General features: G+C 63.9%; 21 protein-coding genes. 20 read left to right on the top strand and 1 reads right to left on the bottom strand.

Features of this window, described 5'->3' with window-relative positions; translation table 11 throughout:
• Window positions 1-11 precede the first annotated feature (11 nt).
• From nuoG to QTH91_RS18115, 11 genes are read left to right on the top strand one after another with little or no spacing between them, the layout of a single operon-like run.
• A complete protein-coding gene (nuoG, locus tag QTH91_RS18165; protein ID WP_286661493.1) occupies window positions 12-2,168 on the top strand; it encodes an NADH-quinone oxidoreductase subunit NuoG in 2,157 nt (718 codons plus the stop codon).
• Complete coding sequence (gene nuoH, locus QTH91_RS18160) at window positions 2,165-3,241, top strand: NADH-quinone oxidoreductase subunit NuoH (protein WP_286661492.1); 1,077 nt, start codon at window positions 2,165-2,167, stop codon at window positions 3,239-3,241. Before nuoG ends, nuoH begins: the two co-directional genes overlap by 4 nt.
• Window positions 3,242-3,255: 14 nt before the next feature.
• On the top strand, window positions 3,256-3,774 hold the full coding sequence (gene nuoI / locus QTH91_RS18155) for an NADH-quinone oxidoreductase subunit NuoI (RefSeq protein WP_390367435.1): 519 nt from the start codon (window positions 3,256-3,258) through the stop codon (window positions 3,772-3,774).
• A 33-nt stretch (window positions 3,775-3,807) separates the two neighbouring features.
• Entirely contained in the window at window positions 3,808-4,464 is a 657-nt protein-coding gene (locus tag QTH91_RS18150) for an NADH-quinone oxidoreductase subunit J (protein WP_286661490.1), read from the top strand.
• A complete protein-coding gene (nuoK, locus tag QTH91_RS18145) occupies window positions 4,461-4,769 on the top strand; it encodes an NADH-quinone oxidoreductase subunit NuoK (RefSeq protein ID WP_286661489.1) in 309 nt (102 codons plus the stop codon). Before QTH91_RS18150 ends, nuoK begins: the two co-directional genes overlap by 4 nt.
• 14 nt (window positions 4,770-4,783) lie before the next feature.
• Complete coding sequence (gene nuoL / locus QTH91_RS18140; RefSeq protein ID WP_286661488.1) at window positions 4,784-6,817, top strand: NADH-quinone oxidoreductase subunit L; 2,034 nt, start codon at window positions 4,784-4,786, stop codon at window positions 6,815-6,817.
• Window positions 6,818-6,842: 25 nt separating this feature from the next.
• Complete coding sequence (locus tag QTH91_RS18135; protein ID WP_286661487.1) at window positions 6,843-8,318, top strand: NADH-quinone oxidoreductase subunit M; 1,476 nt, start codon at window positions 6,843-6,845, stop codon at window positions 8,316-8,318.
• 24 nt (window positions 8,319-8,342) lie between these two features.
• Entirely contained in the window at window positions 8,343-9,830 is a 1,488-nt protein-coding gene (gene nuoN / locus QTH91_RS18130) for an NADH-quinone oxidoreductase subunit NuoN (RefSeq protein WP_286661486.1), read from the top strand.
• Window positions 9,831-9,890: 60 nt separating this feature from the next.
• A complete protein-coding gene (locus QTH91_RS18125; RefSeq protein WP_286661485.1) occupies window positions 9,891-10,199 on the top strand; it encodes a DUF2818 family protein in 309 nt (102 codons plus the stop codon).
• A 3-nt stretch (window positions 10,200-10,202) separates the two neighbouring features.
• Entirely contained in the window at window positions 10,203-10,802 is a 600-nt protein-coding gene (locus QTH91_RS18120) for an NUDIX domain-containing protein (protein ID WP_286661484.1), read from the top strand.
• Between the two features lie 7 nt (window positions 10,803-10,809).
• Window positions 10,810-11,268, top strand: a complete 459-nt coding sequence (locus QTH91_RS18115; protein ID WP_286661483.1) for a DUF1178 family protein — start codon at window positions 10,810-10,812, stop codon at window positions 11,266-11,268.
• A gap of 1 nt (window position 11,269) precedes the next feature.
• On the opposite strand, the gene QTH91_RS18110 is transcribed toward QTH91_RS18115, so the two are convergent.
• Window positions 11,270-13,078 carry an ABC transporter transmembrane domain-containing protein gene (locus QTH91_RS18110; RefSeq protein WP_286661482.1) on the bottom strand — a complete coding sequence of 603 codons (1,809 nt, stop codon included), beginning with the start codon at window positions 13,076-13,078 and terminating at the stop codon, window positions 11,270-11,272.
• Window positions 13,079-13,156: 78 nt separating this feature from the next.
• Here QTH91_RS18110 and QTH91_RS18105 point away from each other — a divergent pair, with 78 nt between their 5' ends.
• The 9 genes from QTH91_RS18105 to QTH91_RS18065 all read left to right on the top strand — a co-directional run bounded on the left by QTH91_RS18105 (window position 13,157) and on the right by QTH91_RS18065 (window position 23,224).
• The gene (locus QTH91_RS18105; protein ID WP_286661481.1) at window positions 13,157-13,705 is read left to right on the top strand and encodes a MarR family winged helix-turn-helix transcriptional regulator; all 549 of its coding nucleotides are present in this window, start codon (window positions 13,157-13,159) and stop codon (window positions 13,703-13,705) included.
• On the top strand, window positions 13,702-15,261 hold the full coding sequence (locus QTH91_RS18100) for an efflux transporter outer membrane subunit (RefSeq protein WP_286661480.1): 1,560 nt from the start codon (window positions 13,702-13,704) through the stop codon (window positions 15,259-15,261). The genes QTH91_RS18105 and QTH91_RS18100 overlap by 4 nt, the downstream gene beginning before the upstream one ends.
• Before the next feature lie 37 nt (window positions 15,262-15,298).
• Window positions 15,299-16,621, top strand: a complete 1,323-nt coding sequence (locus QTH91_RS18095; protein WP_286661479.1) for an HlyD family secretion protein — start codon at window positions 15,299-15,301, stop codon at window positions 16,619-16,621.
• Window positions 16,622-16,645: 24 nt separating this feature from the next.
• Entirely contained in the window at window positions 16,646-18,208 is a 1,563-nt protein-coding gene (locus QTH91_RS18090; RefSeq protein ID WP_286661478.1) for a DHA2 family efflux MFS transporter permease subunit, read from the top strand.
• Between the two features lie 250 nt (window positions 18,209-18,458).
• The gene (locus tag QTH91_RS18085) at window positions 18,459-19,229 is read left to right on the top strand and encodes an ABC transporter ATP-binding protein (RefSeq protein WP_286661477.1); all 771 of its coding nucleotides are present in this window, start codon (window positions 18,459-18,461) and stop codon (window positions 19,227-19,229) included.
• A 1-nt stretch (window position 19,230) separates the two neighbouring features.
• Window positions 19,231-19,944, top strand: a complete 714-nt coding sequence (locus QTH91_RS18080; protein ID WP_286661476.1) for an ABC transporter ATP-binding protein — start codon at window positions 19,231-19,233, stop codon at window positions 19,942-19,944.
• 96 nt (window positions 19,945-20,040) lie between these two features.
• Window positions 20,041-21,240 (top strand): ABC transporter substrate-binding protein, encoded by a 1,200-nt coding sequence (locus tag QTH91_RS18075; RefSeq protein ID WP_286661475.1) that lies wholly within the window; start codon window positions 20,041-20,043, stop codon window positions 21,238-21,240.
• 108 nt (window positions 21,241-21,348) lie between these two features.
• Window positions 21,349-22,224 (top strand): branched-chain amino acid ABC transporter permease, encoded by an 876-nt coding sequence (locus QTH91_RS18070; RefSeq protein ID WP_286661474.1) that lies wholly within the window; start codon window positions 21,349-21,351, stop codon window positions 22,222-22,224.
• 13 nt (window positions 22,225-22,237) lie between these two features.
• Window positions 22,238-23,224, top strand: coding sequence for a branched-chain amino acid ABC transporter permease (locus QTH91_RS18065; protein WP_286661473.1), 987 nt, complete (start codon window positions 22,238-22,240; stop codon window positions 23,222-23,224).
• The last annotated feature ends 14 nt before the right edge of the window (window positions 23,225-23,238 follow it).

Genomic DNA, 23,238 nt, shown 5'->3' with positions numbered 1-23,238 from the left:
GGAAACACCCCATGGTTGAAATTGAACTCGACGGCAAGAAGGTGGAAGTCGCCGAAGGCAGCATGGTCATGCATGCGGCCGACAAGGCCGGTACTTACATTCCGCACTTCTGCTATCACAAGAAGCTTTCCATCGCGGCCAACTGCCGCATGTGCCTGGTCGACATCGAGAAGGCACCCAAGCCGATGCCGGCCTGCGCCACGCCCGTGACGCAGGGGATGATCGTTCGCACGAAGAGCGACAAGGCGATCAAGGCCCAGCAGTCGGTGATGGAGTTCCTCCTCATCAATCACCCGCTGGACTGCCCGATCTGCGATCAAGGTGGCGAATGCCAACTGCAGGACCTGGCGGTGGGCTACGGCGGTTCCGCGTCGCGCTACGACGACGAGAAGCGCGTTGTTTTCCACAAGGACGTAGGCCCGCTCATCAGCATGGAAGAGATGAGCCGCTGCATCCATTGCACCCGTTGTGTGCGCTTCGGCCAGGAGATGGCCGGCGTGATGGAACTGGGCATGTCGCACCGAGGCGAGCACTCCGAGATCGAAACCTTCGTGGGCCAGTCCGTGGACTCCGAACTCTCGGGGAACATGATCGACATCTGCCCCGTTGGTGCGCTGACGAGCAAGCCATTCCGATACAGCGCCCGCACCTGGGAACTGTCGCGCCGCAAGTCGGTCAGCCCACATGACTCCACCGGTGCCAACCTGATCGTGCAGGTCAAGAGCGGCCGCGTGATGCGCGTCGTGCCGCTCGAGAACGAAGAGGTCAACGAGTGCTGGATCGCCGATCGCGACCGCTTCTCGTACGAAGCCCTCAATGGCCCCGAGCGCCTGACGCAGCCCATGCTCAAGCAGGGCGGTCAATGGCAGACCGTTGATTGGCAGACTGCCTTGGAATACGTGGCCAATGGCCTCAAGCAGATCAAGACCGATCACGGCGCAGGCAGCATCGGTACCTTGGTCAGCCCGCACAGCACGCTGGAAGAGTTGATCCTCGCTGGTCAATTGACCCGCGGCCTGGGTAGCGACAACATCGATCACCGTCTGCGCCGCGCGCAGTTCGACGCGGCAGGCGAGGGCGTGCGCTGGCTTGGCACTTCGATTGCCTCGCTGTCGACGATGCAGCGTGTGCTGGTCGTGGGTTCGAACCTGCGCAAGGACCATCCGCTGTTCGCGCAGCGCATCCGCCAGGCCATCCGCAAGGGCGGGGTACTGAGCGCCATCACGTCGAACAAGTTGTTCGCCGACCGCGAAGCCTGGGCCATGACCGTGGCCAACGCGACCGTCACGGATTCCGCCCAGTGGGTGGCTGCGCTGGGCCGTGTTGCTTCTGCCGTGGCGCAAGCCAAGGGTGTGGCCGCGCCGATCTCGGGCGTCGAAGCCGATGACGCAGCCCGCGCCATGGCCGACTCGCTGCTGGGCGGTGAGCGCAAGGCAGTGTTGCTGGGCAACGCAGCCGCGCATCACGCGCAGGCCGATGCCTTGCTGGCCTTGGCCAACTGGATCGGTGCTCAGACCGGCGCAACGGTGGGTTACCTGACCGAGGCGGCCAACACGGTCGGCGCTCAATGCGTGGGCGCCCAGCCCCAGAAGGACGGCCTGAATGCCGGCCAGATGCTGGCAGGTGGCCTCAAGGCCGTGCTGTTGCTGAACACCGAGCCGGTGTTCGACTCGGCCGCGGGTGCCCAAGCTGCGCAAGCGCTGTCGCAAGCACAGATGGTCGTCACGCTGAGCCCCTTCAAGTCCAACTTGGAATTCAGCGACGTGCTCCTGCCGATCGCCCCGTTCTCCGAAACGCCTGGCTCCTTCGTCAATGCCGAAGGTCGCGTTCAAAGCTTCCACGCCGTGGTCAAGCCGATGGGCGAAGCCCGCCCGGGCTGGAAAGTGCTGCGCGTGCTGGGTAATCTGTTGGGGCTTTCCGGGTTCGAATACGAGAGCACCGCGGACGTCTTGCAAGCCGCGGGCGTCACCGGCAATGTGCCGGCTGAGCGCATGAGCAATGCCACTTTGGCACAGCCGGCCATCGCGCAAGGCGCGTTGCCCGAACCCGTCGTCGCGAGCATCTACCAACTCGATGGAATCGTGCGCCGAGCGCCATCTCTGCAGTTGACTGCAGACGCGCGTCGTGCCCTTGAACAAGCCGCCGCCGAGCAGGAGGTGCTCGCATGATCGATTCGATCTACGGCTTCGGACTTGGCCTGGCTTCGGCGGGTTGGTGGACGGGGGTGGTCTGGCCCGTCATCTGGACGCTCATCAAGATCGTCGTGGTCGTGCTTCCGCTCATGGGTGCGGTGGCCTATCTGACCCTGTGGGAGCGCAAGGCCATTGGGTTCACGCAGATCCGTATCGGCCCCAATCGCATCGGGCCGCTGGGCCTGCTTCAGCCGATTGCCGACGCGCTCAAGTTGCTGACCAAGGAAATCATCGCGCCGACGGTGGCCAACAAGGGGTTGTTCTTCCTCGGCCCGATCATGACCATCATGCCGGCCCTGGCCGCGTGGGCAGTGATTCCCTTCGGTCCGGACGTCGCATTGGCCAACATCAATGCCGGCCTGCTGTTCGTGATGGCCATCACCTCGCTGGAGGTGTACGGCGTGATCATCGCCGGCTGGGCGTCGAACTCGAAGTACGCCTTCCTGGGCGCGCTGCGCGCCTCGGCACAGATGGTGAGCTACGAAATCGCCATGGGCTTCTGCTTCGTGGTGGTGCTCATGGTTTCGGCCAGCCTGAACATGACGGACATCGTCACCGGACAGGGCAAGGGCCACTTCGCTTCGATGGGCGTGGGCTTCCTGTCCTGGAACTGGCTGTCGTTGCTTCCGATCTTCCTCGTGTACTTCATCTCCGGCCTGGCCGAGACCAATCGCCACCCCTTCGACGTTGTGGAAGGCGAATCGGAAATTGTTGCCGGTCACATGATCGAGTACTCGGGCATGAGCTTCGCCATGTTCTTCCTGGCCGAGTACGCCAACATGTGGCTCGTCTCGATCCTGTGCGTGATCATGTTCCTGGGCGGCTGGTTGCCTCCCTTCGATTTCCTCGCTTTCATTCCGGGCTGGATCTGGCTGGGCATCAAGACGTTCTGCGTCGTGACCATGTTCCTGTGGGTGCGCTCGACATTCCCCCGCTTCCGCTATGACCAGATCATGCGTCTGGGTTGGAAGATCTTCATTCCGGTCACGCTGGTGTGGCTGGTGGTGGTCGGCGCATGGATGCAGACCCCCTTCAACATCTGGAAATGACGGAAGCCACCATCATGTCCACGAACTCCACTACCGCTGCCGCTCCGTTCTCGCTGAAGGACTTCTTGTCGTCCTTCATGCTGGTCGAGCTCTTCAAGGGGCTCGCCGTCACGGGCAAGTACGCCTTCAGCCGCAAGATTACCGTTCAGTTCCCCGAGGAAAAGACGCCGCTGAGCCCGCGTTTCCGCGGCCTGCACGCGCTGCGCCGCTATGAAAACGGCGAAGAACGCTGCATCGCCTGCAAGCTGTGCGAAGCCGTCTGTCCGGCGATGGCCATCACGATCGAGTCTGACGTACGGGATGACGGATCGCGCCGCACGACGCGCTATGACATCGACCTGACCAAATGCATCTTCTGCGGATTCTGCGAAGAAAGCTGCCCGGTCGATTCCATCGTCGAGACACACATTTTCGAGTACCACGGCGAAAAGCGAGGCGACTTGTACTTCACCAAGGACATGTTGCTGGCCGTTGGCGACCGCTACGAGCCCGAAATCGCCGCTGCCAAGGCAGCTGACGCCAAATACCGCTGAAGCGGTCGGCCCAGCCCCAAAAGAAAAACGACCATGGACGTCACGACCGGCCTGTTCTATCTGTTCTCCGCGGTGCTGCTGTTCGCAGCATTCCGCGTCATCACCGCGAGCAATCCCGTTTACTCGGCGTTGTATCTGGTGCTCACGTTCTTCCAGGCATCGGCCATCTGGCTGCTGCTGCGCGCCGAGTTCCTGGCCATCACTTTGGTGCTGGTCTACGTCGGGGCCGTGATGGTGCTCTTTCTATTCGTCGTGATGATGCTGGACATCGACGTGACGGAACTGCGCAAGGGCTTCTGGAAGCACTTTCCGTTGGCCGCCGCTGTCGGCGCTTTGATCGCGCTCGAAATGGCGGCCGTGCTGATGGGGGGCTTTCGCATGGATGGCGCTCCGCGCGGTGCCGCGCTTGCTGCTGTCCCCGGCACGTCCAACACGATGGAGTTGGGCAAGCTGCTCTATAGCGAATACCTCTATCCGCTCGAAGTCGCTGCGGTGATCCTGCTGGTCGGGATGATTGCGGCCATTGCCCTGACGCTGCGCAAGCGCAAGGACAGCAAGTCGATCGACGCCAGCGAGGCGGTCCGCGTCAAGGCCAAGGATCGCGTGCGCATCGTCCAGATGCCGGTGACTCGTGCCGCAGAGCCCGCCCAGGAGCCCTCTGACGCCGCTCAACCGGGAGCCAAGGCATGACCCTCTCACTCGGACACTTTCTGTCGCTCGGCGCGATCCTGTTCGCGCTGTCGGTAATCGGCATCTTCCTGAACCGCAAGAACCTGATCATCTTGCTGATGGCCATCGAACTGATGCTGTTGGCGGTCAACATCAACTTCGTTGCGTTCTCGTACTACCTGGGCGACATGCACGGCCAGGTCTTCGTGTTCTTCATCCTGACCGTGGCGGCCGCCGAGTCGGCCATCGGCCTCGCGCTCCTGGTGCTGTTGTTCCGCAACAAGTCGACCATCAACGTGGACGAACTCAACGAGCTCAAGGGCTGATAGGTAAGACATTCATGAGCTCAACCCTGTCCGCATCCACACTGCTGGCTGTTCCACTGGCGCCGCTGGTCGGTTCCGTCGTCGCCGGCATCTTCGGTACCAAGTTCGGCGGCAACCTGCTTGGTCGCCGCGCGTGCCATTCCATCACGATCCTGGGCGTGGCCATTGCCTTCGTCATTTCGGCGATGACGCTCTGGAGCGTCGCGGTCGACGGTGCGCGTTTCAACGCCACCATCTACGAATGGATGGTGGTCGGCGGCCTCAAGATGGAAGTCGGCTTCCTGGTCGACGGCCTGACGGCGATGATGATGTGCGTCGTCACGTTCGTGTCGCTGATGGTTCACATCTACACCATCGGCTACATGGAGGAAGACGAAGGCTACAACCGCTTCTTCGCCTACATCTCCCTGTTCACCTTCTCCATGTTGATGCTTGTCATGAGCAACAACATGCTGCAGCTGTTCTTCGGCTGGGAGGCAGTGGGCCTGGTGTCGTACCTGCTGATTGGCTTCTGGTACACCAAGCCGACGGCGATCTTCGCCAACATGAAGGCATTCCTCGTCAACCGCGTGGGTGACTTCGGGTTCATCCTGGGCATTGGCCTGCTGGCTGCGTACGCCGGATCGCTCAACTACGGCGAGGTGTTCGCCAAGAAGACCGAATTGGCTGGCTTGACGCTGCCCGGCACCGACTGGATGCTGATCACCGTGGCCTGCATCTGCCTGTTCATCGGTGCGATGGGCAAGAGCGCACAGTTCCCGCTTCATGTTTGGCTGCCGGATTCGATGGAAGGCCCAACGCCGATCTCGGCGCTGATCCACGCCGCCACGATGGTGACGGCGGGCATCTTCATGGTGGCGCGCATGTCCCCGCTGTTCGAGTTGTCGGATACCGCGCTCTCTTTCGTGTTGGTGATCGGTGCCATCACGGCCCTGTTCATGGGCTTCCTGGGCATGATCCAGAACGACATCAAGCGTGTCGTCGCCTATTCGACGCTTTCGCAACTCGGCTACATGACGGTGGCGCTGGGTGCATCGGCCTATTCGGTGGCGGTGTTCCACCTGATGACGCACGCATTCTTCAAGGCGCTGCTGTTCCTTGGTGCGGGCTCGGTGATCATCGGCATGCACCACAACCAGGACATCCGCTGGATGGGCGGGCTGCGCAAGTACATGCCCATTACGTGGATCACGTCGCTGGTCGGCTCACTGGCCCTGATCGGAACGCCCCTGTTCTCGGGTTTCTATTCGAAGGACAGCATCATCGAAGCGGTGCACGAAAGCCACCTGTGGGGTTCGGGCTTCGCGTACTTCGCTGTGCTTTCGGGTGTGTTCATCACGGCCTTCTACTCGTTCCGGATGTACTTCCTTGTCTTCCATGGGAAGGAGCGCTACGACCAGAATCCGGATGCGCATCACGACGACCACGCTCACGGCCATGATGAGCACGGCCATGGGCATGACGCCAAGCCGCACGAGTCGCCATGGGTCGTGACACTGCCGCTCATTCTGTTGGCGATCCCGTCAGTCGTGATCGGCTACCTGGCCATTGATGCGATGTTGTACGGCGAGTTCTTCAAGGACTCGATCTTTATCGACGCCGCGCGTCACCACGCGATGACGGAGATGGAAGAGGCATTCCATGGCCCGATCGCCATGGCGATCCATGGGCTGACCGCCTGGCCGTTCTGGCTGGCGCTGGCCGGCGTGGTCGTCGCCTGGTACTTCTATCTGGTCAACCAGAGCATCCCCCAAGCGATTGCCCGCGTCTTCCGTCCGGTGTACGTGCTGTTCGAGAACAAGTACTACATGGACTGGTTCAACGAGAACGTGCTCGCACGCGGCGCACGAGCACTCGGCGTCGGCCTTTGGAAGGGCGGCGACCAGGCGCTCATCGACGGCGCGGTCGTCAACGGTTCGTGGAAACTGGTGGGGCGCCTGGCGGGTGTCGTGCGCTGGTTCCAGTCGGGCTACATCTATCACTATGCGTTCGCCATGCTGCTCGGGGTGTTCGTGCTGATGTCCTACTTCGTGTGGTTCCAGCGATAAGCGGCGGCACTGGAGAAAAAGAAAAATGGGTTTGCTGAGTCTTGCCATCTGGGTGCCGATCGCTTTTGGCGCCGTGCTGCTGGCCTTCGGGCGTGACGACCGCGCGCCGCTGGTGCGCTGGGTCGCGCTGATCGGCTCGCTGGTCAGCTTCGTGGTGACCGTTCCGCTGTACACCAGCTTCCAGCTGGGTACGGCCGCCATGCAGTTCGTCGAGAAGTCGCCCTGGATCGGGCGCTTCAACATCAACTACCACCTGGGCGTGGACGGCATTTCGCTGTGGTTCGTGCTCCTCACGTCGTTCATCACCGTGATCGTGGTGATCTCGGCCTGGCAGGTGATCACCGAGCGCGTCAACCAATACATGGGCGCATTCCTGATCCTGTCAGGACTGATGATCGGTGTGTTCTCCGCACTCGACGGCGTGCTGTTCTATGTCTTCTTCGAGGCGACGCTGATTCCGATGTACCTGATCATCGGCATCTGGGGCGGTCCGAACCGGATCTATGCAGCGTTCAAGTTCTTCCTGTACACGCTGTTGGGCTCGCTGCTCCTGCTCGTTGCACTGATCTACCTCTACAACGCATCCGGTGGCAGCTTCGACATCCTGGAATGGCACCAAGTCAAGTTGAGCGGCCATGTGCAGACGCTCATCTTCTTCGCGCTCTTCGCAGCCTTTGCCGTCAAGGTGCCGATGTGGCCGGTCCACACCTGGCTGCCCGACGTGCACGTCGAGGCACCTACCGGCGGCTCGGCAGTGCTGGCCGCCATCATGCTGAAGCTGGGCGCCTATGGCTTCCTGCGTTTCTCGATGCCGATCGCCCCGGACGCTGCCCACGAATGGGCGTGGCTGATGATCGGACTCTCTCTGGTCGCCGTGATCTACGTCGGCTTGGTCGCCCTGGTCCAACAGGACATGAAGAAGCTGGTGGCGTACTCCTCGGTGGCGCACATGGGCTTCGTCACTTTGGGCTTCTTCATCTTCAACGACCTGGGCGTCGCCGGCGGCCTGGTGCAGATGATCGCCCACGGCTTTGTCTCTGGCGCCATGTTCCTGTGCATCGGAGTGCTGTACGACCGTATGCACTCCCGGCAGATCGCCGACTACGGCGGAGTCGTCAACACAATGCCCAAGTTCGCGGCCTTCGCGCTGCTGTTCGCCATGGCCAACTGTGGCCTGCCGGCCACGGCGGGTTTCGTCGGCGAATGGATGGTCATCCTCGGTGCCGTCAAGGCCAACTTCTGGCTTGGCCTGGGTGCAGCCACGGCGCTGATCTTTGGCGCGGCATACACGCTGTGGATGTACAAGCGCGTCTACATGGGCCCGGTCGCCAACGACCACGTCAAGGAGCTCACCGACATCAATGGTCGCGAGTTCCTGATGCTGGCGCTTCTGGCCATCGCGGTGCTCTGGATGGGTCTCGATCCCAAGCCCTTTACCGACGTGATGGATGCCTCGGTCACGGAGCTGTTGCGCCACGTGGCGATCTCCAAGCTTCCATAAGTCCAGCCCGAACAAGAGAACGAGATGATTGACAAACTCAGCTGGATCACCGTCTACCCGGAGATTGTTCTTCTGGTGATGGCCTGCATCATTGCGCTGGTCGACTTGATGGGTACCGATGCCCGGCGCACGCGCACCTATATCCTGACGCTGCTGACCCTCGCCGTGGTGGCGTACCTTTCCGGATCGAATGCCGTTGCGGGCCAGACCGTCTTCGGCTTCGGTGGCATGGTCGTCAGCGATCCAATGGGCAACTGGCTCAAGTGCTTCGCCACGCTGGCACTGATGGTCACGTTGGTCTATGGCCGGCCCTACGCTGCAGATCGGGACATGCTTCGTGGCGGTGAGATGTTCACGCTGTCGATGCTGGCCTTGCTGGGCATCTTCGTGATGATCTCCGGCAGCAATTTCCTGGTCATCTACCTGGGTCTGGAATTGCTCACCCTGTCGAGCTACGCGCTCGTCGCCCTGCGTCGCGACAACGTGCTGGCGAGCGAAGCCGCCATGAAGTATTTCGTGCTGGGCGCACTCGCGAGCGGGTTCCTGCTCTATGGGCTTTCGATGATCTACGGCGCCACTGGCACCCTGGATGTGAACGAGGTGTTCAAGGTAATCGCCAGCCGCTCGGTCAAGCATCAGGTGCTGGTCTTTGGCCTCGTGTTCGTCGTGGCGGGACTGGCCTTCAAGGTCGGCGCGGCGCCCTTCCACATGTGGCTGCCTGACGTCTATCACGGCGCACCGACAGCCATCACGCTCATGATCGGCGCGGCGCCAGAGTTGGCGGCTTTCGCGATCATCATCCGTCTGCTGGTCGAAGGTCTGCTGCCGCTGGCGTTTGACTGGCAGCAGATGCTGATCGTGCTTGCGGTGGCGTCTTTGCTGGTCGGCAACCTGGCCGCGATTGCGCAGTCCAATCTCAAGCGGATGCTCGCCTATTCGACGATCGCTCAGATGGGCTTCATGCTGCTGGGTCTGGCGGCGGGCGTGGTCAACGGCAATACGTTGAACGCCCAGTTCGCCTACAGCGCGTCGATGTTCTACATCATCACCTACGTGCTGACGACGCTGGCAAGCTTCGGCATCATCTTGCTGCTGGCTCGCGAAGGCTTCGAGAGCGAAGAGATCACTGATCTGGCTGGGCTCAACCAGCGCAGCCCCCTGTACGCGGCCGTCATGGCCATTGCGATGTTCTCGCTGGCTGGTATCCCGCCGATGGTCGGCTTCTATGCCAAGCTTGCCGTCCTGCAGGCGCTGATCGGTACGGGCCAGGGCCTCTACATCGGCCTCGCGGTGTTTGCGGTTCTGGCGTCGCTGATCGGTGCGTTCTATTACATCCGCGTCGTCAAGGTGATGTACTTCGACGAGCCGGTGACGGCGACGACCGTCTCGGCCCCTGGCGACGTGCGTGCCGTGCTGTCGCTCAATGGCGCGCTGATCCTGGTGCTGGGTATCGTTCCCGGCGGCCTGATGACGCTTTGTGCCAAGGCCATCGTGGCCACGCTGGCGACCTGAGTTGGTGGTGGCCCGCCAGCCTGAACGACTGCGCGCGGCCCGTACGCCCAACTGATTGACATGACAGCGCTCAATGCTTCGGTCTGGGTCGTGTTGGCGTTGGCATTGCTTGGCGCCAACCTGCCTTTCTTGAACGACCGCCTCATGGCGGTCGTGCCGCTTGGGTCGGCCCATAAGTCGCTACCGGTTCGCCTTGCGGAACTGGTCGTGCTCTTCTTTGTGGTGGGTGGCGTGGGCATGCTCTTCGAGAAGAGGCTGGGCCAGAACTTTGCCCAAGGGTGGGAGTTCTATGCCGTCTCCGCCGCGCTGTTCCTCGTGCTGGCCTTTCCCGGCTTTACCTGGCGATACCTGCTCAAACATCGGAGCTGACACTTGACGAACGACGATCCGCACCTGAAGGAAGTCGCTACCGCGAGCGAACTGCTGTTCCAGGGCAACTTTCTGACGGCACGGCGCGATACCGTTCGTCTGCCGGACGGTCACAGCGCTACCCGCGAATATGTGATCCACCCCGGCGCTGTGGTGGTTGTTCCCTTGCTTGACGACGGACGAGTCGTGCTCGAACGCCAATTTCGCTATCCGGTCGAGCGCGTCATGGTCGAGTTCCCGGCAGGCAAGCTGGACGCAGGCGAGGATCCGCTCATCTGCGGACAGCGGGAACTGCTGGAAGAGACCGGCTATCGCGCGCGAGAATGGGCACATGCCGGGGCCATGCATTTGGCGGTGGCTTACTCGACCGAGATCATTCACGTCTATTTCGCGCGCGGCCTGACTGCGGGGGAGCGCCAGCTCGACCACGGCGAGTTTCTGGACGTCTTTGCCGCACCCGTCGATCAATTGCTGGGGTGGTGCCGCGACGGCACAGTGACCGATGCCAAAAGTCTCACCTGCATGCTTTGGCTGACCCAATACCTGTCTGGGGCATGGCCACTGGACTGGATGACTCCGCACCAAGCCAACCCGGCGGGATAATGCGCCCATGAAGGTGCTGGATCTCAAGTGCGGTGTCGGACATGCCTTTGAAGGCTGGTTTGCCTCGCACGATGCATTCGAGGAGCAAAAGGCCGCCGGCCTGGTGGAGTGCCCCATGTGCGGCGACAAGGCGGTGGCCAAGCAATTGTCTGCCCCGCGCCTCAATCTCGGTGCCGCACCAACCCCCGTCGCTGTACAGCCTTCCAGTCAAGAAGAAAGGCAAGCTGCGCAGGCTGCCATGCAGGTCCAGGGGCGCTGGCTGCGCGCCGTGCGCGAACTCATTGCCGCCACCGAAGACGTCGGCGATCGCTTTGCCGACGAGGCGCGGCGCATTCACCATGGCGACGCACCGGAGCGGGGCATACGTGGTCAGGCGACCCGAGAAGAAACCGAAGCGCTGGCCGACGAGGGCATTGCCGTGATGCAGGTCGCGCTGCCCAAGGCCCTCAAGGAAACGTTGCAGTAGCTCAGGCGCTGAACTGCAGCGCGGCCAGTCGGGCGTAGACACCGCCGCGCGCCACGAGATCGGCGTGCGTGCCTTGCTCGACGATGCCACCGTGGTCCATCACCACGATCCGATCGGCCTTCTGCACCGTTGCCAGACGATGGGCAATGACGACAGTGGTGCGGTTCTCCATGGCGCTTTCAAGGGCGGCCTGCACCATCCGCTCGCTCTGCGCATCGAGAGCACTGGTGGCTTCGTCCAGCAACAGCAGCGGTGCGTTCTTGAGGATCGCGCGTGCGATGGCGAGCCTCTGGCGTTGGCCGCCAGACAGGCGCACGCCGCGCTCCCCGAGGAAGGTGTGATATCCCTCCGGCAGGGCGCCAATGAATTCGTCTGCGAAGGCGGCTGTCGCCGCCGCGCGGACCTCGTCGTCGCTGGCTTCGGGCCGTCCGTAGCGGATGTTCTCCATCGCGCTGGCCGAAAAGATCACTGCGTCCTGCGGAACAAGGCCGATGCGGGCACGCAGATCGTCCAGGGCCAACGCATCGAGCGGTACGCCATCCAGGCGGATGCGGCCTTGCTGAGGATCGTAGAAACGCAGCAGCAACTGAAGCACGGTGCTTTTGCCCGCGCCACTCGACCCGACAAGCGCGACGGTCTCGCCAGGGCGAACGGTGAGGCTGAAGTCGCGCAGCGCGGCGGTATCGGGCCGCGAAGGGTAGTGGAAGGTGAGCCCTTCCAATTCCAGCGTGCTGCCGCCCACCGGCTGCGGCGCAATCGCTGGCGACTGCGGCGAGGCGATGTCCGATTCGGCGTGCAGCAGTTCCATCAGGCGCTCGGTGGCACCGGCCGCGCGCAGCAGGTCGCCATAGACCTCTCCGAGCACGGCCGCCGAACTGGCCAGGATGATCACGTAGACGACCGTCTGCCCCAGGTGGCCGGGCGTGATCTCGCCGTGCAATACCGCCTGCGTGCCCTCATACAGCCCCCACAGCAGCGAAGCGGACGTGGCGATGATGATGAAGGCCACCAGCACCGCGCGCGCCTTGGCGCGGCGCACGGCCGTCTTGAATGCGCTGTCGGTGGAGGCGCGGAACCGTTCGGACTCGCGCGTCTCGGCGGTATAGCTTTGCACCACGGGAATGGCGTTCAGCACCTCCGCCGCGATGGCGCTGGAGTCGGCCACCCGGTCCTGGCTCGCACGCGAAAGCCGTCGCACCCGCCGGCCGAACCACATGCTCGGCAGGATGATGAGCACCAGGATCAGCAGCACCTGCGTCATCACATAGGGGTTGGTCCAGACCAGCATCGCCAGGGCGCCGATGCCCATCACCGCGTTGCGCAGGCCCATGCTCAGGGATGAGCCGACGACGGTCTGCACCAGCGTCGTATCGGTGGTGATCCGTGACAGCACTTCGCCGCTTTGCGTGGTCTCGAAAAACGCCGGGCTCTGACGCAGCACGTGGGTATAGACCGCGTTGCGCAGATCGGCGGTGACGCGCTCGCCCAGCCAGCTGACCGTATAGAAGCGCGCTGCCGAAAACATGCCCAGCGCAACGGCAACGGCAAACAGTTCGAGGAAGTGCTCGGCCAGTCCCATGACCTGTTGGCCCCGGTCGCCGCTGATGAGCCCGCCATCGATCAAGCCACGCAGCGCGATAGGAAACACGAGCGTGGTGACGGCCGCCAGTACGAGGAAGACGCCCGCCAGGCTGATCTGCAGGCGGTAGGGACGCAGAAATGGGCCCAGCCCCGAGAGCGAACGTGGCGAAGCCTTGCTGGCAGGTTGTGCGGACGAATCGGAGGAGGAGGGGGGAGCGACGGCGGCCATGTGCCCGCATTTTAACCAACGCTTGCCACACCAAAAGTCAACCTTGACAATAAATGCCGAGGCAATTATTATCTAGGCATGACAAATCGGGCAGATTCCAACGCCGACGATTCGGCAAACGACAGCCAATCGCCACGCGATCGAGCGGTAGTCGACTTCTACAAGCCGCACGCCTACGTCGTCGACGAAAGCATTGGCTACATGATGAAGCGCATCCTCGCGGCGTTGTCGCAGACCGTGGAAACGAGCATCTGCGAGCCGGGCCAGCCCACCTATCCGCAATGGATGCCGCTGCACAAGCTGCATGTGGGCAACGTGAACACGGTGGCCGAACTGGCGCGCGAATGCGGCCTGGATGCCGGCGCCATGACCCGGCTGCTCGATCGCCTGGAAGCCAAGAATCTCTGCCGCCGAGTCCGCTCCGTGGCCGATCGGCGCGTCGTCAACATCGAACTCACCGACGAGGGCAGGGCGGCCGCACAGGAAGTGCCGAGCATCCTTGCGCGCGTCCAGAACGAATACCTCGCGGGTTTCTCCGTCGAGGAGTGGGAACAACTCAAGGGCTACCTGCGCCGCATCCTCGAAAACGCGCAGGTCATCAACGCCCGCGGAGAGAAGCAAGAATGACTTTCATCCATTCATCCGAGCCGGCACGTCGCGGCGTCAAGACGGCTGCCACGGCACTCACGTTGGCCGCTCTGGCGTTTCTGTCGGGCTGTGCCGACATGTCGGGCATCGATTCGCAGGCGCGCATGCGCGACGCCGCTTCTCTGGGGCTTCAGGATGCGTCCGCAGCGCCCGCAAGCACGGCCCGCGTGAGCGACATCGCCACCGCCGAGATCGATGCCCAGTGGTGGCGCGCCTACGGCGATCCGCAACTCGACGCACTGGTCGAACAGGCCCTCCAGGGCAACCCCAGCCTGGGAACGGCCCGCGCGCGTTTGGCCAAGGCGCAATCGGCGATCGACGTTGCCCACTCGGCCAGCCTGCCTCAAGTGAACGCCGACCTCGGCGTCACGCGCCAGAAGTTCAGCGAGAACTACACCGTTCCCGAGCCGCTCGCCGGCGCGGTGATCAACAGTGGCTCGCTCACACTCGACGCCGGCTGGGAGCTGGACTTCTTCGGCAAGAACCGCGCGGCCGTTGCTGCTGCCGTGGGCGCGAGCAATGCCGCTCAGGCCGAAGAACAGGCGGCGCGCATCCTTTTGTCGTCGCGCGTGACCAGCGCCTACATCGCATGGGCCCGGCTCGAATCCCTGCAGGGCGTGGCGCGCCGCACGCTGGCTCAGCGCGAGGAAACGTTCAAGCTGGTGCGCGATCGCGTAAGCGCGGGGCTGGACACTCGGCTCGAACTGCGACAGAGCGAGGCCGGACTGCCTGAGGCCCGCCAGCGCATCGAAGAGCTGGACGAGCAGATCGCCATTGCCCATCACGCACTCGATGCACTGGTGGCGCAGCCCAATGCCACGAGCAGGTTGCAGGCGCCTCAACTCGACAAGCTTTCCGTGCCCGCCATGCCGGCGCATCTGCCGGCCGACCTGCTCGGCCATCGCGCCGACGTGGTGGCTGCGCGCTGGCGCGTGGAGGCGGCCACGCAAGACGTGAGCTATGCCAAGAAGCAGTTCTATCCGAACATCGATCTGGTCGGCTCCATCGGCTACCAGGCCCTGGGCGTGGACAAGCTGCTCAACATCTCGAGCTTCATGTGGAGCGTCGGCCCAGCCGTGAAGCTGCCGATCTTCGAAGGCGGCCGGCTGCGCGCCAACCTGCGCGGCAAGAACGCCGACCTCGACGCGGCCGTCGAAAGCTACAACGGCACCGTGATCGATGCGATTCGCGACGTGGCCGACCAAGTGGCGTCGGTCAAGTCGGTGGCTCGCCAGCAGGTGCAGCAGCGCGAGGGCCAGCAGGCCGCCGAAGGCGCCTACGACATCGCCCTGCAGCGCTATCGCGCAGGACTTGGCACCTACCTGGACGTCCTGACAGCCGAGAACAGCGTGCTGGCTCAACGGCGTGACCAGGTCAACCTGGCCGCGCGCGCTCTCTCCACGCAGGCACAACTGGCCCAGGCTCTCGGCGGCGGCTATCGGCCGCAGGAAGACGCCGCTGCTTCGGCCGGCGCCGCCCCAGCCGCCAACACCCAGGCCCACGCCGCCAGCGCCGCCGCGACCGTGCAGCGCTGATCCCAAACACAGTTAGACGATTACAGGAAGAATCATCATGTCCGACGCTCAAAACACTGCGCCTGCCGAGCAGGCTCCCGGCAACGGCAAGCGCCGCAAGGCCCTGACCGCCCTGGCGGCGGCCGTCGTCGTCCTCGGAGCGGGCTGGGGCGCCTACGAATGGCTGGTGGCCAGTCACTACGAAACCACCGACAACGCCTACGTCCAGGGCAACGTCGTGCAGATCACGCCGCAGATTTCCGGCACGGTCATGAGCATCGGTGCCGACGAGACGGACTACGTCAAGGCCGGCCAGCCGCTGGTCAGGCTCGATCCCGCCGATGCCACCGTGGCGCTGGAGCAGGCCGAGGCCGCGCTGGCGCAGACCGTGCGTCAGGTGCGCACGCTGTATCTGAACAACGGCTCGCTGTCGGCCCAGGTGGCGCTCAAGGAATCCGACATCGCCAAGGCCAGGTCGGACATTGCCCGCGCAGAAGACGATCTCAAGCGCCGCAAGGCTCTGTCGGGCAACGGGGCGGTGTCGAAGGAAGAACTCAACCATGCCGAGACGGCGCTGTCCAATGCCAAGAGCGCGCTTGCCGCGGCGCAGGCCGGTGTGACGGCCGCCAAGGAGCAACTGGCCAGCAATCAGGCGCTCACCCAAGGCACCAGCGTGGCCGACCACCCCAGCGTGAAGGCCGCCGCGGCCAAGCTGCGCGAAGCCTACCTGGCCCAGGCGCGCGTCAACATCGTCGCGCCGGTCGACGGCTATGTGGCCAAGCGCACCGTGCAACTGGGCCAGCGTGTGGCGGCTGGGGCGCCGATGATGTCGGTGGTGCCGTTGCAGAAGGTCTGGGTGGATGCCAACTTCAAGGAAGTGCAGCTGCGCAACATCCGCATCGGCCAGCCCGTGAAGCTCACGGCCGACATGTACGGCGGCAAGATCGAATACGCCGGCCACGTCGCGGGCCTGGGTGTGGGTACCGGTGCAGCGTTCGCGCTGCTGCCGGCGCAGAACGCCACCGGCAACTGGATCAAGGTGGTGCAGCGCGTGCCGGTGCGCATCGAGCTGGACAACAAGGAAGTGAAGGCCTCGCCTCTGCGCGTGGGTCTGTCGATGGATGTCGAGGTGGACGTGTCCGACAAGAGCGGCAAGATGCTCGCCGACGCGCCGCGTCCTGCCGCCGCAACGCAGACCGATGTGTATGGCGAACTCGACCAGGGTGCGAACGCGCTGGTCGACCGCATCGTGGCGGCCAACCTGGGCGAGCCCAGGGTTGCAGGAAGCGGTGAGGCGCCCAAGTCGGGCAGCAAGGCGCATTCGCCCAAGAGCCCGCTGCACGGCACCGCCGCACGCGGCGCAGAAGCCAATCCTTCCTGATCCGTACGCTCTTTTCGCTTCGCGATGGCTTCTGCTCAACCCGCACACGTTCCGCTGCCGCCGCTGGAAGGCTCCGCGCGCATGTGGGGCACGGTGGCCCTGTCGGCCGCCACTTTCATGAACGTGCTCGATTCGTCGATCGCGAACGTTTCGCTGCCGGCGATCTCCGGCGACCTGGGCGTGAGCACGACCCAGGGCACTTGGGTCATCACCAGCTTCGCGGTGGCGAATGCCATCGCGGTTCCGCTCACCGGCTTTCTAACGCAGCGCTTCGGGCAGGTGCGCCTGTTCGTGGCGAGCATCCTGCTGTTCGTCATCACGTCCTGGTTGTGTGGCCTGGCGCCCAACATGACCTCGCTGATCGCCTTCCGGGCGCTGCAAGGCTTCGTGGCCGGACCGATGATTCCGCTGTCCCAGACGCTGCTGCTCTCGAGCTACCCGAGGGCCAAGGCGGGCATGGCGATGGCCCTGTGGTCCATGACCACGCTGGTCGCGCCGGTCATGGGGCCGCTGCTGGGCGGCTGGATCACCGACAACGTCTCGTGGCCCTGGATCTTCTACATCAACATCCCCGTCGGCATCCTGGCGGCGCTGATCACGCTGGCGATCTATCGCGACCGTGAAAGCGATACGCGCCGCGTGCCCATCGACATCATCGGCCTGTCGTTGCTGGTGCTTTGGGTGGGCTCGCTGCAACTGATGCTCGACAAGGGCAAGGAGCTCGACTGGTTCCATTCCGGCCAGATCGTCCTGCTCGCGGTCCTGGCGGGCGTCGGGTTCCTGTTCTTCCTGGCGTGGGAGCTGACCGAAAAGCATCCGGTCGTCGACCTGTCGCTGTTCAAGCGCCGCAACTTCTGGACGGGTGCCGTGGCCACCGCCGTGGCCTATGGCCTGTTCTTCGGCAACGTGGTGTTGCTGCCGCTTTGGCTGCAGCAGTTCATGGGCTACACCGCCACGCAGGCGGGCATGGCGATGGCGCCTGTGGGGCTGCTGGCGATCGTCCTGTCGCCCGTGGTGGGGCTCACCGTGGGCAAGGTCGATGCGCGTCGCTACGCGACGTTCTCGTTCCTCGTGTTTGCGCTCGTGCTCTGGATGCGCTCGCGCTTCAACACCCAGGCGGACTTCATGACCATCATGATTCCGACACTGGTGCAGGGCGTGGCGATGGCGTTCTTCTTCATCCCGCTGGTGACCATCACGCTGTCGGGACTGACGCCCGATCGCATTCCCGCCGCGTCGGGCCTGTCGAACTTCCTGCGCATCACCGGAGGCGCGATGGGCACGTCCATCACGACCACGCTGTGGGAGAACCGCGCCACCTTGCATCACGCGCATCTGGTGGAGTCGGTCACGCAGGGCAGCCACGCGGCGACGAGCGCGCTGTCCGGGCTGGGCAGCGCCGGCCTTGACTCGGGCCAGGCGCTGGCGCAGGTCAATCAGTTGGTGACGCAGCAATCGTTCATGCTGGCCACGTCCGACATCTTCTATGCCTCGGCCGTGTTGTTCCTGTTCCTGATTCCGCTGGTGTGGCTGTCCCGGCCGCAACGCGGCGGCGGTGCCAGCGACGCTGCAGCCGGCGCGCACTGAAACGGGGCAAGCGCCGCATCAACTGTCGCTTGAACGACAGTAGCGCGGCGCAGCGCACGCGGCGGGCCCGCTTGGCGCGCGCCGTGTGCGGCATGGACCATGCGATGGGTGCAGCGCAGCATCCGCATTTGCCCCAGTAGGAAATTGCAACAAGACGCCACAACAATGCGACTCGACCTCGCGCCCTCTGCGCCCGGTCGAATCGCATGAACCCACGTCCAACTTCTTTTCCTTCAGGCGCCCCAGCGAGATGAGCGACATCATTCTCGAGACGCGCCAGCTCACCAAGGAGTTCAAGGGCTTCACCGCTGTCAGCAATGTCGATCTCAAGGTGCAGCGCGGAGCGATCCATGCCCTGATCGGCCCCAACGGCGCCGGCAAGACCACCTGCTTCAACCTGCTGACCAAGTTCCTGGTGCCTTCGGCGGGCAGCATCTTCTTCAACGGGCAGGACATCACCAGCGAGCGACCGGCGCAGATCGCGCGGCGCGGCATCATCCGCTCGTTCCAGATCTCGGCCGTGTTCCCTCACCTGACGGTGATGGAGAACGTGCGCCTGGGGCTGCAGCGCCGTCTGGGCACCTCGATGCATTTCTGGAAGAGCGAGAAAACGCTGGAGCCGCTCAACCAGCGTGCGCTCGACCTGCTGGCACAGGTGGGCCTGGATGACGCCGCACAGGAACTGACGGTCAACCTGCCCTATGGACGCAAGCGTGCGCTGGAGATTGCCACCACGCTCGCCATGGAGCCCGAGCTCATGCTGCTGGACGAGCCGACCCAGGGCATGGGCCATGAGGACGTGCATCGCGTGGCCGAGCTGATCAAGCGCGTGTCCGCCGGTCGCACCATCCTGATGGTGGAGCACAACATGAACGTCGTGGCAGACATTGCCGACACCATCACCGTGCTTCAGCGCGGCGCCGTGCTGGCCGAAGGCAGCTACGCGCAGGTCTCATCCAACCCCGAGGTGATGGAGGCCTACATGGGCACCACCGAAGGCCAGCTCGAGGGGGCGCACTGACATGGCAGGCACTCCCGCCCTCGAAATCCGAGACCTGCATGCCTGGTACGGCGAATCGCATGTGCTGCATGGCGTGGACATGGTGGTGCAGCCTGGCGAGGTCGTCACGCTGCTCGGCCGCAACGGCGCAGGCCGCACCAGCACGCTGCGTGCGATCCTGGGACTGACCGGCAGCCGCAAGGGCCACATCCTCATCAACGGCGTGGAAACGATCGGCATGCCCACGCACCGCATCGCGCACCAGGGTGTGGGCTACTGCCCCGAGGAGCGCGGCATCTTCGCCAGCCTGTCGGCCGAGGAAAACCTGTTGTTGCCGCCGGCCCTCAAGGGAGCGGGGCAGGGCATGTCGGTGGCGGAGATCTACGAGATGTTCCCCAACCTCGAAGAGCGGCGCCACAGCCCGGGCACGCGCCTTTCCGGCGGGGAGCAGCAGATGCTCGCGGTGGCGCGGATCCTGCGCACGGGCGCGCGGCTGCTTTTGCTCGACGAGATCTCCGAAGGCCTGGCGCCGGTGATCGTGCAGGCGCTGGCCCGCATGATCCACACGCTGCGTGCCAAGGGCTACACGATCGTGATGGTGGAGCAGAACTTCCGCTTCGCCGCGCCGCTGGCCGACCGCTTCTACGTCATGGAGCACGGCCGCATCGTCGAAGCGTTCGGAGCCAAGGAGTTGGATTCGAAGATGCCGGTGCTGGGCGAACTGCTGGGCGTCTAGCACCGACCGAATGCAAAGATTTCGCCGCGGGGCGCTGTTCGCTCCCCGTTTCCCCAACCCTTCAACAGCTTTGAAAACCACCCAAGGAGACACTCCATGAAGCGCAATCTGAAAGCTCTGGTCCTGGTGCTCGGTATCGCGGGCCTGGCCAGCCATGCCGTACAGGCACAACAGCAGAAGGTCGTGATCGGCTTCGAGACCGACATGTCCGGCCTCTACGCCGACCTGGAAGGCAAGGGTGGCGCCGCCGCCATCCAGATGGCCATCGACGACTTCGGCGGCAAGGCACTGGGCCAGCCCATCGAGCTGCTCACGGCCGATCACCAGAACAAGGCCGACATCGGTGCCTCCAAGGCGCGCGAGTGGATCGACACCGCCGGCGCCACCATGATCTTCCACGGCACCAACTCGGGCGTGGGCCTCGCGGTGGCCAAGGTGGCGACCGAGAAGAAGCGCGTGTTCATGACCAACGGCACCGCGACATCGGCGCTCACCAACGAACAGTGCAGCCCCTACATCGTTCACTATGCCTACGACACGGTGGCCCTGGCCAAGGGCACGGGCGGCGCGGTGGTCGACACCGGCGGCAAGAGCTGGTTCTTCCTGACGGCCGACTATGCCTTCGGCCACGCGCTGGAAGCTGACACCACCAAGGTCGTGAAGGCCAAGGGCGGCGAGGTCAAGGGCGCGGTGCGCGCGCCGCTCAACGCGTCGGACTTCTCTTCGTTCCTGCTGCAGGCGCAAAGCTCGGGCGCACAGGTGCTGGGCTTGGCCAACGCGGGCGGCGACACCGTCAACTCGATCAAGGCCGCCAAGGAATTCGGCATCGACAAGACCATGAAGCTGGCCGGCCTGCTGGTGTTCCTGACCGACGTGAAGAGCCTGGGCCTGCAAGCCACGCAGGGCCTGCTGCACACGACCAGCTGGTACTGGGACTACAACGACGAGACTCGCAAGTGGGCCACGCGCTACGAAGCCAAGACGGGCAACAAGCCGAGCGACATCCAGGCCGCGGACTACTCCGCCACCATGGCCTACCTGAACGCCGTCAAGGCGGCCGGCACGACCGATGCCGACAAGGTGATGGAGCAGCTCAAGAAGACGCCGATCAACGACTTCTATGCCAAGGGCGTCATCCGCCCCGACGGCCGCATGGTGCACGACATGCTGCTGGTCGAGGCCAAGAAGCCGAGCGAATCCAAGGGCCCGTGGGATCTGCTGAAGGTGGTCAAGACCATCAAGGGCGACGAGGTCTACACCACCAAGGCCGAAACCAAGTGCGCCCTGTGGAAATGACCGGGCAGGCGGCATCTGCCTGACCAGCCGCGCCGCGGCCAGGGCCCTCGGGGCCTGGCCGCGGTGCTTCGATCCAACGTGCCTTACGACTGACACCGCTTCGCTCTCATGACCATTTCAATGCCCGCTCTGCTCAGCCAGCTCCTGCTGGGGCTGGTCAACGGGTCGTTCTACGCGATCCTCAGCCTTGGGCTGGCGGTGATCTTCGGCCTGCTCAACGTCATCAATTTCGCGCACGGCGCGTTCTTCATGATGGGCGCCATCGCCACGTGGATGGCCGCCACCTATTTCGGCATCAACTACTGGGTGATGCTGATTGCGGCACCGATCCTGATCGGCCTGTTCGGCATGGTGGTCGAGCGATCGCTGCTGCGCTGGATCTACAAGCTCGACCATCTCTACGGCCTGTTGCTCACGCTGGGCATCACGCTCTTGCTGGAGGGCGGCTTCCGTTCGATCTACGGCGTCTCGGGCCTTGCCTACAGCGCGCCGGAGCAGTTGCGTGGCGCCACCAACCTGGGCTTCATGTTCCTGCCCAACTACCGCGCATGGGTGGTGGTGGCTTCGCTCGTGGTGTGCTTTGCCACCTGGTGGGCCATCGAGAAGACCCGCCTGGGCGCCTACCTTCGTGCAGGCACCGAAAACCCGCGCCTGGTCGAGGCCTTCGGCGTGAACGTTCCGCTGATGGTCACGCTCACCTACGGCTTCGGCGTGGCGCTTGCGGCCTTTGCCGGCGTGCTGGCGGCGCCCGTCATTCAGGTCTCGCCGCTGATGGGGCAGAACCTGATCATCGTCGTCTTCGCCGTGGTGGTGATCGGGGGCATGGGCTCCATCATGGGCGCCATCCTGACCGGCCTGGGACTGGGCCTGATCGAGGGGTTGACCAAGGTGTTCTATCCCGAAGCGTCGTCCACCGTCGTCTTCCTGATCATGGTCGTGGTGCTGTTGCTGCGCCCCGCCGGCCTGTTCGGCAGCGAGAAGTGAGCGAGGCAAGACCATGAAGAAGATATCCCTCGTCGTCTATCTCCTGCTGCTGGCCGGGTTGCTGGTGGCACCGTTCATCGGCTTCTATCCCGTGTTCGTGATGAAGCTGCTTTGCTTCGCACTGTTCGCATCGGCATTCAACCTGCTGCTGGGCTATACGGGCCTGCTTTCATTCGGGCACGCGGCCTTCTTTGGCGGCGCGGCCTACGCGGCCGGCCACGCGATGAAGGTATGGGGCTTCACGCCGGAACTGGGTTTGCTCCTGGGCACCGGTGTGGGCGCCTTGCTCGGCCTGGCTTTCGGATGGCTGGCCATACGCCGGCAAGGCATCTACTTCGCGATGATCACGCTCGCGCTGGCGCAGCTGATCTACTTCATCGCGCTGCAGGCGCCCTTCACCCACGGCGAAGATGGCTTGCAGGGCGTGCCCAGAGGCAAGCTGTTCGGCATCGTCAGCCTGCGCGACGACCTGACGCTCTACTACGTGACGATCGTCATCGTGGTGGCCGCCTTCCTGCTCATCGCACGCACCATCCATTCGCCGTTCGGCCAGGTGCTCAAGGGCATCAAGGAGAACGAGCCGCGCGCCATCTCGCTGGGCTACGAGGTCAATCGCTACAAGCTGTTGGCCTTTGTCATCTCGGCCGCCATCTCGGGTCTGGCTGGCTCGCTCAAGGCGCTGGTGCTGGGCTTTGCCACCTTGTCGGACGTTCACTGGAGCGCGTCCGGCCACGTCATCCTGATGACGCTGGTGGGCGGCCTGGGCACCTTGTCGGGCCCGCTGGTGGGTTCTGCCGTGGTGGTGCTGGTGGAGAACAAGGTCGGCGAGTTCGGTGACCTGCTGGCGTCGCTGAGCCATGTCGACTGGTTCCGCACGCTGGGCGAGTCCGTCACCATCGTCACGGGCCTGATCTTCGTGGTGTGCGTGCTGGCCTTCCGCCGCGGCATCATGGGTGAGGTGATCGCCTTTTTCGACCGGCGGCGCGCGCGGGGCGGATAGGCCCGCAAGCCGTT

This window comes from Variovorax dokdonensis, assembly GCF_030316895.1.
In the GTDB taxonomy this organism is placed as follows: domain Bacteria; phylum Pseudomonadota; class Gammaproteobacteria; order Burkholderiales; family Burkholderiaceae_C; genus Variovorax; species Variovorax dokdonensis.
Note: the sequence above shows the minus strand (reverse complement) of the source record. Positions and strands in the feature narration are given on the sequence as shown.